12 protein-coding genes are annotated in these 17,086 nt (G+C 61.5%); 8 read left to right on the forward strand and 4 right to left on the reverse strand.

The window, feature by feature from the left end; translation table 11 throughout:
* Positions 1-18: 18 nt before the first annotated feature.
* Both FR728_RS06575 and FR728_RS06580 read left to right on the forward strand, forming a co-directional pair.
* Positions 19-1,182: a polysaccharide pyruvyl transferase family protein gene (locus tag FR728_RS06575; RefSeq protein ID WP_149891783.1), complete on the forward strand. Its 1,164-nt coding sequence runs from the start codon at positions 19-21 to the stop codon at positions 1,180-1,182.
* Positions 1,179-2,408, forward strand: a complete 1,230-nt coding sequence (locus tag FR728_RS06580) for a Coenzyme F420 hydrogenase/dehydrogenase, beta subunit C-terminal domain (protein WP_149891784.1) — start codon at positions 1,179-1,181, stop codon at positions 2,406-2,408. Before FR728_RS06575 ends, FR728_RS06580 begins: the two co-directional genes overlap by 4 nt.
* A 14-nt stretch (positions 2,409-2,422) precedes the next feature.
* Here FR728_RS06580 and FR728_RS06585 read toward each other — a convergent pair whose 3' ends face one another.
* A complete protein-coding gene (locus FR728_RS06585) occupies positions 2,423-2,911 on the reverse strand; it encodes an acyltransferase (RefSeq protein ID WP_149891785.1) in 489 nt (162 codons plus the stop codon).
* A 144-nt stretch (positions 2,912-3,055) separates the two neighbouring features.
* On the opposite strand from FR728_RS06585, the gene FR728_RS06590 reads away from it, so the two are divergent.
* Positions 3,056-4,075: a glycosyltransferase family 2 protein gene (locus FR728_RS06590; protein WP_149891786.1), complete on the forward strand. Its 1,020-nt coding sequence runs from the start codon at positions 3,056-3,058 to the stop codon at positions 4,073-4,075.
* A 48-nt stretch (positions 4,076-4,123) separates the two neighbouring features.
* On the opposite strand, the gene FR728_RS06595 is transcribed toward FR728_RS06590, so the two are convergent.
* The 3 genes from FR728_RS06595 to FR728_RS06605 form a co-directional block, all read right to left on the reverse strand.
* Positions 4,124-5,563 (reverse strand): O-antigen ligase family protein, encoded by a 1,440-nt coding sequence (locus tag FR728_RS06595; protein ID WP_149891787.1) that lies wholly within the window; start codon positions 5,561-5,563, stop codon positions 4,124-4,126.
* Positions 5,564-5,626: 63 nt separating this feature from the next.
* On the reverse strand, positions 5,627-6,556 hold the full coding sequence (locus FR728_RS06600) for a glycosyltransferase family 2 protein (protein WP_149891788.1): 930 nt from the start codon (positions 6,554-6,556) through the stop codon (positions 5,627-5,629).
* Positions 6,553-7,815 (reverse strand): glycosyltransferase family 4 protein, encoded by a 1,263-nt coding sequence (locus tag FR728_RS06605; protein WP_244304393.1) that lies wholly within the window; start codon positions 7,813-7,815, stop codon positions 6,553-6,555. The genes FR728_RS06600 and FR728_RS06605 overlap by 4 nt, the downstream gene beginning before the upstream one ends.
* Before the next feature lie 636 nt (positions 7,816-8,451).
* Here FR728_RS06605 and xrtD point away from each other — a divergent pair.
* The 5 genes from xrtD (at position 8,452) to FR728_RS06630 (ending at position 17,084) form a co-directional block, all read left to right on the forward strand.
* Complete coding sequence (gene xrtD / locus FR728_RS06610; RefSeq protein ID WP_149891789.1) at positions 8,452-10,077, forward strand: VPLPA-CTERM-specific exosortase XrtD; 1,626 nt, start codon at positions 8,452-8,454, stop codon at positions 10,075-10,077.
* 679 nt (positions 10,078-10,756) lie between these two features.
* Positions 10,757-11,494: a sugar transferase gene (locus FR728_RS06615; protein WP_149891790.1), complete on the forward strand. Its 738-nt coding sequence runs from the start codon at positions 10,757-10,759 to the stop codon at positions 11,492-11,494.
* A gap of 532 nt (positions 11,495-12,026) precedes the next feature.
* Entirely contained in the window at positions 12,027-12,581 is a 555-nt protein-coding gene (locus tag FR728_RS06620) for a VPLPA-CTERM sorting domain-containing protein (protein WP_149891791.1), read from the forward strand.
* 379 nt (positions 12,582-12,960) lie between these two features.
* Positions 12,961-15,444, forward strand: a complete 2,484-nt coding sequence (locus tag FR728_RS06625; RefSeq protein ID WP_149891792.1) for a tetratricopeptide repeat protein — start codon at positions 12,961-12,963, stop codon at positions 15,442-15,444.
* Positions 15,445-15,533: 89 nt separating this feature from the next.
* Positions 15,534-17,084: a GumC family protein gene (locus FR728_RS06630; RefSeq protein WP_149891793.1), complete on the forward strand. Its 1,551-nt coding sequence runs from the start codon at positions 15,534-15,536 to the stop codon at positions 17,082-17,084.
* Positions 17,085-17,086 lie beyond the last annotated feature (2 nt).

Raw genomic sequence — 17,086 nt, forward strand, 5'->3', positions numbered from 1 at the left:
TTGGTTTCGGGTATTTTCATGAAGACACTTACCATCGGCCTTCTCTGGCATTCCGTGAATTCCGATAATCTCGGCGTCGGCGCCCTGACTGCCGGCCACATCGCCATTTTGGACCAGGTGGCTCGCGACGTCGGCGTCACCTTGCGATACCGCATTCTTGGTTGGAGCGATCCTCAGCCTGCTTACGTCACCGGTGCAAATGTCGAGGTTGTTGCGCTCTCGGCAAAGGACTTCCTCAAGCCCTCCGGGCTTTATTCTGCCCTGCGCGGATGCGATATCGTTCTCGATATCTCGGCTGGCGACAGCTTCGCCGATATCTATGGCGTCCAGCGTTTCCTCTACAACATCCTCTCCAAGCTGACGGTCTTCGCCGCCCGGCGGCCGCTCCTGCTCAGCCCGCAGACCATCGGCCCCTTCCAGCGTCGCTGGACCCGGGCTCTGGCCGCAACCGTCATGCGGGGCGCCCACAAGGTGGTGACCCGCGATGTTCTGTCCAGCGACTATCTCAAGTCCCTTGGCCTCGGGCACAAGCTGATCGAAGCCTGCGACGTGGCGCTGAAGCTGCCCTATGAGCCGGCGGCACCGATCGCGGACGGCAAGGTTCGGGTCGGCCTCAATGTCTCCGGCCTCCTCTTCAACGGCGGTTATACCCAGAAGAACCAGTTTGACCTGGTCGCGGATTACGCGGCTCTCGTGCGCGACATCTGTCGCTACTTCGCCTCCCGCGAAGAATGCGAGTTGCACCTGGTCGGTCACGTGAACTCCCGCAACCATGTGGTCGAAGACGACTACCGTGTCTGTGAAGCCCTGGCACAGGAGTTTCCCGGCGCCGTCCTTGCGCCGCGGTTCGAGAGCCCGTCTGCGGCCAAGAGCTATATTTCCGGCCTCGATTTCTTCATGGGCGCGCGCATGCACGCCTGCATCGCCGCCTTCTCCTCCGGCGTTCCGGTGCTGCCCATGGCCTACAGTCGCAAGTTCGCAGGCCTCTTCGGTACCATTGGCTATGACCATCTGGTCGATTGCCGCAGCCAGCCGGCTGATGAAATCCTGGCGACCGTCATGAGGAGCTACGAGGAGCGGGACCGGCTGACGGCGGACCTGCAGATCGCGCTGGCGGAAGGTTATCGCAAGCTCGGTGCCTATGAGGCCGTGCTGAAGACGCTGCTGGAGGCCCGTCGATGAGCGTGACGCCAGTCATGCCGGCAGCAAGCCTCAAGCGGGTGGCGCGGGGCAATCTCTGTGCAGGCTGCGGCCTCTGCGCTTCGCTTGCGCCTGACGCAGTCGAAATGCAGGTCAGCACGGATGGTTATCTGCGCCCCGTGCAGACGCAGCCCGTGCCGGCTGAGGTGGATGCAAGGATTGCCCGAACCTGCCCGGGTCTGACCCTTGCGCAGCCGAAAGGGGACGGCGAGGATCATGTGCTCTGGGGGCCGATTGTTTCTGTCTCGAGCGGTGCCTCAACCGACGAGGCGCTTCGGCACAGGGCCTCCTCCGGCGGGGCGCTGTCGGCGATGCTTGCCTATCTCATTGAAAGCGGCAAGGTGGATCGCATCGTGCATATCGGTGCCGATGATGCCTTTCCTCTGCAGAACCGTCTTGGCGTGAGCCATGATCGGGCGGAAATCCTTCAGCGCGCCGGTTCGCGCTACGCTCCCTCCGCGCCGCTGGCAACGCTCCTTCAGGAGCTGGGGGCTCCGGGCACCTTCGCGCTTGTCGGCAAACCCTGCGACATCGCCGCGGCGCGCGCTCTGGGGCGCGAGGATCCTCGGGTTGCGGACAAGATTCCGGCGATGCTCTCCTTCTTCTGCGCGGGTGTGCCGAGCCTCAAGGGAGGGGAGGAGGTGCTCTCCACCCTTGGCGTGGAGCAGGACGACGTGGCCCGCTTCCGCTACCGTGGCGAGGGCTGGCCCGGCGAGGCGACAGCCGTGCTGAAGGACGGGCGCTCCGTCGGCATGAGCTACGCGGCCTCCTGGGGCAATATCCTCAGCCGTCACGTGCAATTCCGCTGCAAGATCTGCCCCGATGGGACAGGTGGATCGGCGGACGTGGTCTGTGCGGATGCCTGGCACGCGGACGAGAAGGGCTATCCGCTCTTTGAGGAACAGCAGGGCCGCAGCCTCGTGGTCACCCGCAGCCGCGCCGGCGAAGACCTGGTCACGGCCGCCCGCTCGGCCGGCTACCTGGAGAGCGGACAGGTCGATCTCACCGAAATCGAGACCATGCAGCCCTCACAGGCCAACCGGAAGCGTCATGTGCTGGCCCGGCTCCTGGCCCTGCGCAGCCTCGGGTTTCCGGCACCGAACTATTCCGGCTACAATCTGCTGCGAGCGGCCTGGCAATCCTCGCTGAGGGCCTGGCTTCGAAACTACGCCGGGACGCTGCGCAGGATCCATCTGCGGAAATGGTAAGCCGCCGCGCTCTCTCAGGCCATGCCTTCGGCCACGAGCCGGTGTTCGGTCTCGTCCGCGTCCGCAAAGCGTCCGAAGGGCCCGACGACGACGTTCTCGCGCAGGATCCGTGCCGGGTTGCCGGCAACCACGCACCCCGGCGGGACGGATTTGGTCACCACCGAACCGGCGCCGACAACACAGCCGTCGCCGATTTCGACGCCGGGAAGGATGAGGCTCCGGCCACCGATGAAGCAGTTGCGTCCGATGCGTGTGTCGAGATAGAGGCCCCGGGTCCTGTCATGACAGAGAATACGCGCCTCGAAGGCCACATAGGAGTTCGCGCCGACATGGACGCCGCGCGGATAGGTGAGGTCGAACTTCGCGGAGAGGGAGATCTGGCATGTGGGGTCGAGGTGCATGCCCCAGACCTTGTTGTAATAGTTGCGTTTTAGATTGACGAGCAGATTGCGCAGACCGCTCAAATGGCCAAGGCCACGCTTCTTGACCTTCATCAGGGTCATGAAATACTCCGATTGTATTGTCTGCCCCGGTTCGGCTTTCCGCTCCCGCCGGGACTTTGGTAGGAAATTCTTGTTAGCTCAGACGCAACCGTCGATTGGTCGCGTCGCGAGAAAAGACATGTTTGAGAAAGATGGTTTTCACAAATGTCGCATGATGCAGAAGTGTCGGTTGGTGTCGTTGTCGTCGCGTTCAATTCAGAAGACGTGATCCGGGATTGCATCCAGAGCCTCCTGTCCTCCAGTCACCGCAACCTTCGCATCGTCGTTGTCGATAATGCCTCGACTGACGGCACGATGAAAGTCCTTCATGACCTGGAGGCCGGTCCGAGTGGGGTGGCGGTTCTTGACGCCGAGGAGCGTCTGAAACGCGTGACGAGAGAGGCTCCAGATTGTCCAGATGTCACGGTCCTCCGATCCGCGGTCAACCTCGGCTATGCGGGGGGCGTCAACCTTGGTCTCGACTTCCTTATGGCACAGGATTGCGATCTGTATTGGGTGCTTAACCCGGATTGCCGGGTGTTCCCAGAAACGGCTTCAGCCTTCGTGGCCAAGGCTGGCGATGTTCCCGGCTTCGGGCTGATGGGGGGGCGCGTGATCTACGTGTCTCCGGAAAACCGCATCCAGACCGATGGCGGGCGCGTGAATCCCCGGTCTGGCATGTGCTCCAATATTCACCTCTTCGCGGATGCCGAGTCCACTCCGCATCCGAAAGATGAGGACCTGCAATATATTCCGGGCGCATGCATTGTCGCGTCGCGGAGATATCTCCAGACGGTCGGAAAGATGGAAGACGACTACTTTCTCTATTACGAGGAAGTGGATTGGGCCTTCCGGCGCGGCGAGCTTTCCCTGGTGCACGCGGACAAGGCTCGCGTGCTCCATCATGCCGGCACAGCCATCGGGTCACCTGTTGTGGGCAAGGAGCAGGGTTCGTCCTTCTCGAATTATTTCAATTATCGCAACCGGATCCGTTTCGTCCGGCGTTTCTTCCCGCAGAACCTGGCCTATGCTTATCTCTACTCAGCTGCCAAGGTGGTCAAGTTGGCCTTGCAGGGGCATTTCGTGGAAGCCGATGGCGCCGCGCGCGGCCTGCTCGGTCTGCGTCCGCCTAAGAGCGTCCGCTCGCGCCTTACACCAGAGGCCTATCGTCTCGCCACGCGCTAGTGAGGGCTGCCGCCGACCCGTTCCACTGAGCCAAAAGGCGTGAGGCGGCTAACGGGGGCGTGTATAGCCCGGTCGAGTACGCGGCTTGACCGGAAGCGCAGGCTTTGCGGCGGCAGGAGCCTCGTCTATGGCTGGACCCGCTTGGAGGCGGCGCGCACCCGCGCGTTGATGCTTGTCCTCCTCAGGGTCATTTCCCTCGATGGCATCCGCCAAATGCGGGCCCTTCTCGAGCATCCACGTGGCGCTGCCCATGAGGAAGAGGAGCCAACAATACGCGGAATTCCAGAGATGCACACTGCAGATGGCAAAGAAAACTCCAACGATCGAAATGACAAAACCGGTTCGAAGATCACCGCTGGTCTTCTTTCTGAACTTCACGGCGCTCAAACGGATCAAAAGGATCACGAATGCCACCGTCATGGACGCCCAGGCCGGAAGGCCATATCGGACGGCCTGCAACAGCCAAAAGTTGTCCATGCTCGAGCTGTGAATAAACCAGGGACGGATCCAGTCATTGTAGCCAATCCCGAAGAGCGGATGACGGTAGACCTCAGCGGTGCCGTATTTCCAAATGAACACCCGGTTGTAGGCGCTCCCCGTGTTGAAGGTCATGTAGCTCACGAAAACTTCAAACGGAGATCTGTTCGAAAGCAGATCGATGGTGATGTAGCAAGAGATGAAGATGATGATGATCATCTTCCACTTTTTCTCGTTTTTGCCCATCACCATGCCCCACGTGAGCAGTATGATCTGGATCATCAGGCAGAGCAAAGCCCCCGTCGAGAGCGAAACGAAGGTGGCAACGGCGATAGCCGCGAACGCAACGACCTTTACTGAAGAGAACCGGTCCATCGAAAACAGCATGCCAACTGTGGAGCTGACGAAGATTCCGTAGAGAATTGGGTGTTCGAAAACGGACTGAACACGCCGCAAACCCATGCGCGTGGGCATGTGGTGATCGTGGAAGACCGGCCCAAGCGCGCCGAAGATCCGGTTCAGAAGCGGATAGCCTTTCACAGTTTCGAACAAGGCAAAGGGCAAAAGCGCGAGGACGAGCGCGAAGTGAAACCGCACGACCTTGCGAAGCTGGTCTTCATTCCGGACATAGATGCGGCCGACCAGATAGCTGCCGAATGTCTGCAGCAGGACGATGGTCGCCGGCTCGGTTATGAACGACACGCCGTGAACCATTGCGAGGGCTATCGCGCACCACGCGCAGTAGAAGAGCAGCAGCAGATCCGGAAGCTGAACGGTGGTTTGCTTGCCGGAAACCCACTTGAAGAACATCGGTGGAAACAATACGAGCAGCACCAGAAGAAAGGGCGCGAGCCGAAGCGGACCGATGTTGAAGAAGAGCGGCACGCAAAGCGAGGCCATGAAAACATATGCCGCAACCGGATGGCCGGTGGTCTCCTCGGTCGTAGCCATTCTCCAGTTGGCTGGAGTGGAAGATGCAGAGGCGACGCCGGTTGATGCGGAGCTGTTCACGTTGCGGTTCCGGAAATTGGGCCAGTTTGGTTCAGTCTAGGAAAATCGCTCGCATCCCGCCAGTCAGCGGTTCCAGGAGGTGCTGGAGACGGCGCCGCCTTCGCGGGCGATCTGGGCCAGCATGCGTCTTGCGCGGAACAGGCGGATGATGGCAAGTCCCTTGAGCGCCCGCAGCCGTGGGCGCAGGCCGGAGATCCGGTCCGATGCGACAATGCGGGCAACTTCCCAGAGCGGGGATGCCGCCAGCGCCAGTGCCTTGATCACCCAGATCGCGCGGCTGCGCAAGTCGGGTTTGACCTCGGCATAATCATGGGCGATGTGCCGGTCCCACTTGGTGTAGAGCTCGTCCATCTTTTCGCGCGCCGGATGATAGGCAATCATCCCGGGCCGGTAATGGATCTTCAGGCCCAACCGGGTGGCGCGCTGGCCCCAGTCCCGGTCCTCGGCAACACCAATCCCGGCAAAGGGGCCGACCTGCGCGTGAACCGGACGTCGCATGGCCAGGTTGCCGGTGCCTGAGAACCCCTGCTTCTCGATGTACATCTTCTGCCGGTAGGCATAGACGGATTCATAGGCCTCGAGCGTCGTCAGGCGCTGCGGATCCTTCAGCGCGATGCGCACATCACCGCCGACAACTTGCACGGAAGGGTCGCTGAAGGCATCGCGAATGTCTGCAACCCAGCCCGGATGGGCGAGGCAATCCGCATCGATGAAGGCGAGAAGTTCCGACCGGGCGAGCGAGATGCCATGGTTGCGGGCAGGCCCCGGACCCGGGGTCGCTTCCTGGGTCAGGCGCACGTCAAGGTGCGAGCCGGCACAGAGCGCGTGAGGGAGTTCCTTCGAGCCATTGTCGACCACGATGATCTCCACATCGTCCATCGCGGCGGTTTGCGCCTCCAGAGACCTCAGGCAATTCGCCAGATGCCCCGGCTGGTTGAGGTGGGGAATGACGATGGTGAGGGTGGGGGCGGACGCAGCAGTGGCGGAGGTCATTGCGAAGAAACCGGGACGTTGGAGGTCGCCGGAATGTCCCCGGCGGCGGGCAGCACATCCCGATAGGCGGCCAGCATGGCGTGCTTCTCCAGGCTCCAGTGGAATTCCCGCTGGGCCCGTTCCTGTCCATAGGCGCTCATGCGCGCCCGCTTATCCTCGTCCGCCAGGAGTTCGGAAATCCCTTGCGCCAGGTCTTCCGGCTCTGTGCCGCTCACGATATGGGCGGCTTCGCCCGCATCGATGCGAGCCTGGGGCAGGTCAAACTGCACGAAGGGCAGGCCGAGGGCCATGTATTCGAAGACCTTGTTCATGGACAGCTTGTCGTTGCAGGCATTCGACGGGTCGGGAATAACCCCGATGTCGCAGGCCGAAAGCTTGGCGAGCATCGGCTGGCCGCTCAGATAGCCGGTGAACTCGATGTAGTCTTCAAGGCCCCGGCTGGCGGAGAGCGCCTGAAGGCGCTCGTAGTCGGGACCGTTGCCGATAATGACGCAGCCGATATCCGAGCGGCCCTGGACATTCACGATCTGGTGCATGACCTCGACGAGCAGATCCACACCGTCCTGGCGCGCCATGATGCCCACATAGCCGATCAGATGGTTCCGGCCCTTGCGGGTCGCCACGTCGGGTTCGGTGCGCTGGAATTTCTTCAGGTCCGGGAAGCTGCGCACCACCCACACCTTGTCCTTGGGCATGCCGCCCTGCTCGATGGCGCGGCGCTTCAGGGTCTCGTTGGTGGCCAGGCTCGCGTCCGCCGTGCGGAAGGTGCACGCTTCGAAGAACTGGAGCAGCTTGTGGAAGAAGCCTTTCCGGCCGAACTTGACCTCGAACAGCTCCGGGTTGATGTCGTGCTGGTCAAAGATGAATTTCTTGCCGAAGAGGACCTTGTGCACCAGGGCGACAAGGAAGATGAGATCCGGCGGATTGCAGGCATGGATCACGTCGAAGCCGTGGCGGCGCAGGACCTTCAGCGACAGGCGCAGCTCATGGAAAAGCGCGGCCGAGTATTCGACCAGATAGCCAAGCGCACCCGAGGCCTCGAAGGGCAGGGGGTGGCGATAGACATGGATGCCGTCGATGGTTTCTTCGCGGGCCTGATAGTCGCGCCCGGTGGGGCAGATGACCGAAACCTCGTAGCCCGCATCCTTGAGGGCCGTTGCTTCCTGCCAGACACGCCGATCAAACGGGACGGGAAGATTTTCCACAATGATCAGGACCTTGCCCGGGGCGGCCTGACGCGGATTTGCCGAGTGAATCAACAAACCAATCCTTGATTGAGAAAATTCAAAAAAATAGGAGCTCAGGGTGGCCTCAAGCTCTTCCTGCGTCAACGGATTTCTGGGCCGGGCAGTGGTCCGGATTTGCCGCCGGCAACATCGCGAAAAAGATAGCTCCGCAAAAACAGCAAGTTAGGATGTTTACCAATAAAATCATTGTGCTTTGCCCCTGATTGCCTCCTAAATTAGGATGAGGATGGACCGGATCCGGGCCTCAAGCCGGGGCTGGGGTCAGGGTCAGGTCAGAGGCAGGGTCACAGGACCTGGCGGGAGCCTGTTTCGGGCTTTTGCCGCACGCCTGCTCCTGCATCTTGACCCGTTCGGGTGCCCGGGCATGGTCCTCCCGGATCTCTCGTCTGGAGTGCGGGACGGCAGCGGGCGGCCCTGAGGCTGGTGGTCTCGCAGGGAGTGTGACCACGGCGCCTGATCGCTCACGCCGGAGAGGCTTCTTCTTGGTGGGGCGGCTGGCGGGCGAGCACCTTAGTGTGGGGGGAGGGCTGTTTGGCCTGCCCATGCGCCTCAGGAAGCCGTTTGGCGCAGCTGTTTGATTGCCGGGGCTTGCGATTTTTTGATCTGTTTCTTCCGCGTTTGCGGGCTGTTTTTGAGTGGTTCTTTTTGATGAGCATGGACATCCGCAAGGACGATCTTGGACCTTCCCGAACCCTGTCCCGGCCGCAAGGCCTGGCGCCGCTTGCCGGCAAGGCCTGGCCCTGGCTTCTGGTGGCCTGTGTGGGCGCGGCTGCCTTTTTCTGGGATGGATTGATCTCCCTGGGCGTTGCCTGGGCGCGGCCTGAGTATAGCTACGGTCCGATCGTGCCCCTGATCACCGGCTACATGACGCTTCGGGAGATCCACAGGCGACCGATCCGCAAGGACGACGGGCGCCGTACCCTCGGGCTTCTGGTCTTTGTCCTGGCCCTGATCGTCGGTCTGGCTGGCAATCTCGTGCGCATTCCCGATGTCATCACCTATGGCTTCATTCTCTATATCGGCGCGATCATCCTGCTTCTTGCCGGCACGCGCGAAGGGTTCCGTTTCTGGCCGGGCTGGCTGCATCTCATCTTCATGCTGCCTCTGCCGAGCTTCATTTACCTCAAGGTCTCGACCCATCTGCAGTTCATTTCCTCGGAATTGGGGGTCTGGTTCATTCAGCTTGCCCAGATCCCGGTCTTCCTCGATGGCAATGTGATCGATCTGGGGGACTACAAGCTTCAGGTCGCCGAGGCCTGCAGCGGGTTGCGCTATCTTTTCCCGCTCTTCAGCTTCGGCTGGCTCATGGCCGTTCTGTACAACGGCCCCAACTGGCATCGGGTGGTGATCTTCTTCTCCACCATCCCGGTCACCATCGTCATGAACAGCTTCCGCATCGGCGTGATCGGCGTTCTGGTCAATGCCTATGGCATCGAACAGGCGGAAGGGTTCCTGCATTTCTTCGAAGGCTGGATCATCTTCATCACCTGCACGGCCATCCTCTATCTGGAGGCGGTGATCCTGTCCCGGTTCTTCCTCTTTGGCCGTCCCCGTCCCGAATACATCGTCTGGATGGATTTCGAGGGCGTGTGGGAACCGCTGAAGAAGGTGCCCACCATTCCGGCCGGCCGCGCCTTCATCCTTTCCGTTCTGGGGATTCTCGCGGCCGGAGCGATCTGGCAGACCCTGCCGGATACCAAGGCCTCCCATGTTGACCGTCTGCCGCTCGGGGTCTTCCCCATGCAGCTCGGCGCCTGGGAGGGGCAGTCCTCCATGCTGGAGCCCGCGATCGAGCGGGTGCTCGGGGCGGATGACTATCTTCTGGCGACCTATTCCAACGGGTCGGATCAGGCCAATCTGCTCCTCACCTTCTATCGCTCCCAGACCGAAGGGGAGGGCATCCACTCTCCCGAAATCTGCCTGCCCGGCGGCGGCTGGGAAGTGTCGGAGTGGCAGCAGGCGGACCTGCGGCTGACCGGTGCCCAAGGTGAGAAGACGGTTCATGCCAACCGGGCCATCATCCAGCTCGGTCTGGAGCGACAGCTCGTCTATTACTGGTTCGAGCAGCGCGGGCGTCAGATCACCAATGACTTCGAGGTCAAGTTCGTCTCCATGTGGGATACGGTCCGCCATGGCCGGTCCGATGGTGGCCTTGTGCGTGTCGTGGTTCCCATGGCGCCGGGCGAGCCGGTCGCGCGCGCAGAGGAGCGGGCAACTGCCTTCCTTGATCAGGTCTATCCCCAGATCCCGGACTATTATCCCGCCCTCGATTGACAGGTGAGGGTCCGGGTTCCGGGATCCGGAGACTGACCGTTCTGCAGGTCGGGGCCTGCCAGTGCGGATTTCTCCCAGCCGGTGGCGGGCGTCGCAGAGATGGCGGCGAGTCATCCGGTCGGGAACTCTGTGGTCGTGGATGAGAGATGACGCCGGCGGCGCAGGTTTGCCCCTCATGGGGCGAATTTTCTGAATGTTCGAGGTCCCCTGTTGCGCTGCGGAGCGCGCACTCGCCGGCCTCTCTGACTTTGCGGAAAATTTTCCCGATTTCCGGAACTCCAGCCCCTTCGAAGGATTGCCTCCTCATGTGGTCTGTGTTAATTTTCCGTTATTAATACGTACCAATTTGAAATCCGGATTCGGATCTCAGACGCCTGTTTGCAACTTTTTAAATTGCGGCATCTCGCCCTTTCGGGCGGTTCTTTTGAGCAAATGCGGGGTCTCCTCAAAAAAGGGGGCATGTTTTATGACTTTTGACGTGACAATCGGTGGCTCACTTCCCGGCGACCGAAAATCTTTCCTTGCCTCGTCATCGACCTTCCCTGGAAAGTCTCATCGCCTCACGCTGATCACGGATCTTGCGAGAGAGCTCATTGGGTCCTGGCGTCTCTTCGGACCCAGGGGGGGTGGTCGCGCGGAAGAAAGCGGTTGGCGCCGCGGCGGAAGGTCCTCTGTCTCCATGCGGCTCGGAGAGGGCGAGGAGCGCCAGATCCGTGCGCTCGCGCCGGTCTATGCCGGGTCTTATGCGATGCGCATGCCCGACGTCGCCTTTGGCAGTCCGGACCTTCAGCCGAGTTCGGAACGCTCGCGGGCCTATCGCCTCCCGCTCAAGCGGACCCTCGATGTCGCGGGGGCAATCGGCGGACTGGTGATGCTGTCCCCCTTACTTGTGATTGTGGCGGCGACGATCCGGGTTACCAGCCCAGGTCCGGTGCTTTTCAAGCAGTTGCGCTACGGGTTGAATGGCGAGCTTTTTACCGTTCTGAAGTTCCGGACCATGCATCTGGCCCAGACCGACGAGAGCGGCGTTCAGCAGACCCAGAAGAACGATCCTCGCGTAACCCCGATCGGCCGGTTCCTGCGTCGCAGCAGCTTTGACGAGTTGCCGCAGCTCTGGAACGTTCTGCGCGGAGACATGGCTCTGGTCGGGCCGCGACCGCATGTCCCGAACATGCTCGCTGCCGGCGTGCGCTACGAGGATTTCGACCACCGTTACATGAACCGTCACAAGGTGCGTCCGGGCATCACCGGACTGGCCCAGGTGAATGGCTACCGTGGCGAGACGACGGATGCCCATGCTGCGCGTATGCGCCTTCGTTATGACCTTGAATATGTTGATGGATATTCGAACCGTAAGGACATCGAGATCCTCTTCAAGACGGTGTGGCGGGAGTTCTTCCGCGGCAGCGGCTATTGAGCTGTGCGCCTAGGCGTGGCGCACCTCGTGTGCGGCGTTCGGAAGATCCGCAAGGGTTTCCCGCGTTCTAGCGGTTGGCAAGGAATTCATGCCCCGACGGAGTGCTCGCTTTCGGGGCGTGAGGGCAGACGGTAGGACGGGATTGACCGATCCTCCCGAGAGCCGGGAAGCTTCCACCTCCAAAGGGAAGCAGCAACCGGCTCAGCAAGATGTGACTGGAACAGGTCGTCGGGTCATCATGCCGGGTGTGGGTACGGGGCCGGACGTTGTTTCGGAGAGCATTGAACGACAACGGCACGCCGCGCGAGGCAGGTCGCCCCAGGAGGGAACTGGTCTGCTTCGCGTCACTGGAATTGGTGAATTTAACTATATGTCGAGTGAGACTTTGCGATTGGCACTCAATCTCTTGACTCTCGCAACGGCAGGGGGTTAAAAAAACCTTAATGCGGCAAGCAGTTGTTTAATGATTGTGGGCCCTGTCCATCTTGTAGGGGTGGAGTGGGCGAGTTCCTGATTTTCGAAAGGAATAATTATGCGTGTTCTGAATTCTCTCAAGAAGTTGGCAGCTGCTGCTGTTCTCGGCGTCGCCGTTCTCGGCGCTGCCGGCTCGGTTGAAGCTGCTCCGATCTCCGGCGCCATCAACATCCAGGGTAACGTCAACAACCCGACGTCCCTGACCGGCGTTGACTTTGCGTCTAACGCATTCGTTCTGGGTGCTCAGGGTGACTTCACCAGTGCACTGTTCCTGCCGGTTTCCATGACCGACATCGACTTCTCCAACCTCGGCCAGGTCTGGTCTGTGGCTGGCTTCAACTTCGCCCTGACCTCGCTCATCACCGCTCCGGTGCTGAACAATGCCAATGGCATCAACTTCGTCGCTCGTGGCCTGATCACCAAGGCTGGCTATGATGACACCTACGGCGTGTTCTCCTTCTCGAGCAACGCTGTCGGCAGCCTGGCGTCCTTCTCCTCCACCACCGCAGTTCCGCTTCCGGCAGGTCTCCTGCTGATCGGCACCGGCGTGGCAGGTCTCGGCCTGATGGGTCGTCGCAAGGCGAAGGCCGGCAAGGATCTCGTCGCCGCCTGAGTGGTGCGTGACGGTTTCTGCTGACTGAACGGGAAACGGTGGTTGCTTTCCGGAAGGATCCGGTCAGAAGCCACCGTTTTCTTTTCGCCTGCCGACCGAGCTCATCGGTCTTCGGAAGATGTTTCGTATGCTGCAGGCGTGAACGAGAGTGGTGAAGACGGCACGATGCATGGGGGCGATCACGCGGGGGCGCCGATCTTAACCTCATCTTGCGATTTGCCGGTCTAGCATCTTGGCGTGAGGTGGTTCTCGTGCATGATGTCCACCTGCCGCAGCCGTTTTCTGGCAGCGACATTTTGATGTTCCGATTCGATTTTCACCGTTTCTTCGGTATAGTTCTGACCATACGTAAGTTTATTGATTTTTGGAGCTGAGTTTCATGCCCCCGGTCGGTTTTCGACGTGTCCAGTCCTCCCTTCGCATCGTCTCTCTCGCGCTCGCGCTGGGGGGCTCGCTTGTCCTGGCGTCCTGTGACTCCGCCGAGGAACGCGCAGAAGCACACTATCGTCGCGGTCTGGAACTCGCAGAGCAGGGGCAATACGCCAAGGCTGGGCTCGAATTCCGCAATTCGCTGAAGCTGCGCAAGGAGTCCATTCCCGCGCGCTACGAGTTGGCACGGGCCGAGGAGCGCGCGGGCAATCTCGAAACCGCCTTCAAGATCTACATGTCTGTCATCGAGCTGGATCCCAAGCATGTGGAGGCGCGCAATCGCGTAGCAGCCTTCCTGCTGGGCGGAAACCAGGTCGAGCAGGCTCGCAAGTTTGCCGACCAGGCCATGGCTCTCGCGCCTGAGGACCCCCAGGTCCTTGTCACGAATGCGGCCGTGGCCGTGAAGGAGCGCAAGGGCGCAGAGGCCGTTCGGCTGGCGAGGCTGGCTCTCGCCAAGGACCCGAGCCTCGCCGACGCCTATGTGGTGCTTGCGACGGAGCGCCTGAATGCAGGTGATCCGGCGGGCGTCCTGGAGGTCCTCAATGAGCGCCCTATCGCTGGGGAAACGGATATCGGTCTTCAGACCCTTCGTCTTGCCGCGCTCGAGGCGACCGGAGACGAAGCCGGCGTGGAGGACATGTTTGCCCGACTTGTCGAGGCGTCTCCGGAGGCCGAAGCCTTCCGGGAAGGATGGGCGAAGTGGTATCTGAGCAAGAACCGCATTGACGATGCGGAGCGTGTCGTTCGTGATTTTGCGGAATCTCACCCGGGGGACGCCAAGGCCCAGCTCAATCTAGTCGGGTTTCTCAACTCGCAGCGCGGCATAACGGCCGCCATCGACGAGTTGAAGGCGATCATCGACCGGCGCAAGAGCGCGGCGGCCGGAGAGGGGACAGCAGCACTTGATCCCTTCGAACTCGAGATGCCCCTGGTGCAGCTGATGGTCAGGGGCGGGCAGATCGAGGAAGCCCGGGCTCTCCTTGAAGCCCTGGCCGAGCGCGAGAAGGATCCGGTTCGCGTTGCGCGCGTTCGCGTTCAGCTTGCAGCGTTGAAACTTCCCGAGCAGAAGATCGATGAAGCTCAGGAGCTTGTGGAGCGGGTGCTCAAGGACGATCCGCGCAATGTCGAGGCGCTTCAGGTTCGTGCGCAGGTCCGGTTGGCCCGCGAAGACGTGGCAGGTGCGTCGGAAGATCTGCGCGCTGCGATCAACGAGGCTCCGAACGATCCCCAGCTCCATGCGCTGCTCGCCAGCATCTATGAGCGCGGTGGCTCAACGGTTCTTGCCGAGGAGCAGTTCTCCAAGTCGGTGACCCTGTCGGAGTACAATCCGGAGATGGGGCTGCCCATGGCGCGGTTCCTTCTGCGCTATGGCAAGGTCGAGCAGGCGCGCCGCGTGCTGGAAAATGTTGTGCAGCGCTCGCCGCGCGATATCCCGTCCCTGAGCCTGCTGGCCCAGCTGCGGCTGGCATCCCAGGACTGGGCAGGCGCTCAGGAGATCTCCGAGCGGCTGCGCCAAGCGACCGTCGAGGGCGCCGGCACCGCTGCGGACCGCATTTCTGCCGCGGCACTGACCGGCATGAACCGGCATGCGGACAGCATCAAGCTGCTTGAAACGGCGGCGAGCGAGCGTCCGGACGATGCGGTGGTCCTGCCTGACCTGATCCGGTCCTATCTCCAGGCCGGGCGCGGGGATGCTGCGGCCGCCTATCTGGTCGATCTGATTTCGCGCGAGCCGGATCGGGTTGAGGCCCGTGTCTTGCTCGGATCGGTCTACATGTCGATGGAGAAGGCCGATGAGGCCGAGGCAGCCCTGAAGGAGGCCGCCGCGCGTGACACGGGGGCCCTGGGCGATACTGCACTTGCACAGTTCTACCAGAGCGCCAACCGACTTGAAGATGCGGAGGCCGCTGTTCGTGGTGGCCTGAAGAAGGACAGCGCGAGCATGCCTCTTCGCCTGCTCCTGACCACCGTCTATCAGCGCCAGGGCAAGTTCGACGAGGCCATTGCCGAATACGAGGAGCTCTTCAAGGCTGACCCGGAATCGACGATCGCCGCGAACGACCTGGCGAGCCTGCTCTCCGAGCGGCGCGGCGATCCCGCATCCCTTGAACGCGCCTTCGAGATTGCCCAGCGGTTCCGCAACTCCGAGATCCCCCAGTATCTCGACACGCTTGGATGGATCTACCATCTGCGCGGCGAGCATGCGTCGGCCCTGCCGCTTCTGAAGACGGCTGCGGAGAAGCTGCCGGATGTAGGCCTCATACAGTATCACTATGGCATGGCGCTGCTCGCTCAGCGCCAGGGGGACCGGGCGAAGCCGGTGCTGGAGCGTGCTTTGAAGTCCGGCGCCCTGATGACCGAGGCGGATCTGGAGCAGGCGCGGTCTGCCATTGCCCAGATCGAGGCGGGCACAGCAGCGACCGCGACACAATAACAGGCTTCTTTCGGTCGACCTGACCGGCCGGAAGAGACGATGATGACGTGAGTGACGGGTCCGAACGGACCTCATTGAGTGGATTGACCATGGAACAAGATCTGGACCTTCGCCGGTATTTCTCGATCGTGAAGCGGCGATATCTGTTCGTCATCCTTCCCGCGCTGGTCATCCTTGCCGCGACGGTCGCGGTGGCGTTTCTCCTGCCGAAGACCTATCTCTCGACCGCCACGATCCTGATCGAATCCCAGCGCATTCCCTCCGAGCTGGCGTCCTCCACCGTGACCTCGAACACCAATGAACGGATCAAGGTGATCGAACAGAGGCTCATGGCCCGCGACAGTCTTCTCGAGATTGCCGCGAAATACGATCTTTACACGACGAACGGTGAGCGCCCGTCTCCCACCGAAATCGTGGAGAAGATGCGCGGAGCCATTCTGATCGAGCAGATCTCGGTGACGCTGAACTCCCGGCGCAACACGGAGATCGTCGGCTTCCACGTCTCCTTCGAATATGGGGAACCGCGCATGACGGCCCGGGTGACGAACGAACTCGTGTCGTCGATCCTTGCCCAGAACGTCGAGACCCGATTGAACCGGGCGGCGGAGACGAGTGATTTCTTCAAGCAGCAGCTGACCCAGCTCGAATCCCGGCTTCTGGCAACGGAAGGCCGTCTCGCGGATTTCAAGCGCGAGAACGAGGCAGATCTTCCCGAGACCTTGGACACCCGTCGGGTGGAGCTTACCCAGGCCCTGACCGACCTGTCGACCGTGGATCGGGAGTTGCGACTGGCCGCGAGCCCGGACGCGACGACCGCCGTTGCAGATGGATCGGCTTCGCAGCAGCTGGCATTTCGTCTTCAGGCGGAGCAGTTGAACTATGACTCTCTCGTCGAGCGTCGGAAGGTCCTGGAGCCTCTGCTGGCCAAGGGCTTTGTCCCGAAGAGCCAGATCCTCGACCTGGACAAGGCGATCTCGCTCTCCGAGATCAACCTTCAGTCCATCAAGGCACAGATGTCTCAGCAGGGCTTCTCCGCCGATCCGGCCACCCGCCAGCAACTTCTGGAGGAAACAAGGGAGAAACTGGCGGCCAAGGTCGACGGGCTGAAGACGAGCATCGCCCGCACGCCCACGGTCGAGGTGGAATATGCTGCCCTGCAGCGCGAATACGCCAACCTCCAGGCCGAATACAATCAGACAAAGGCGAAGCTCGCGGAAGCCGAGACCGGCGAGCGGCTGGAGCAGGACCGTCAGGCGGAGCGCTTCGAGGTGCTGGAACAGGCGACCGTCCCTGAAACGCCAGCCAAGCCGGAGCGCGTAAAGATCATCCTGGCGGGTGGTTTCGGCGGGCTGGCGGTCGGGCTGGGTCTCGCCCTGCTTCTGGAACTTCTGGACAATTCCATTCGCACGTCTTCCGATCTGGAGCGCCGCCTGAAGCTGCGTCCCTTCGCAGTCATTCCCTATATCGAGACGGCCGCCGAGATGCGCCAGCGCCTGCGTCGCCGGATCATGATGGCCGGCGGTGTCGCGGTGGCGATCACCCTTGCCGTCTTTGCCGTTCATTTCCTTTACCTGCCCCTCGATCTCCTCGCGGAGCGCGGCTGGCAGATCATTCATGTCCGTCTGGCGAACCAGGTTTGATC

Origin of the sequence: Roseibium aestuarii (assembly GCF_008477545.1) — a bacterium.
In the GTDB taxonomy this organism is placed as follows: domain Bacteria; phylum Pseudomonadota; class Alphaproteobacteria; order Rhizobiales; family Stappiaceae; genus Roseibium; species Roseibium aestuarii.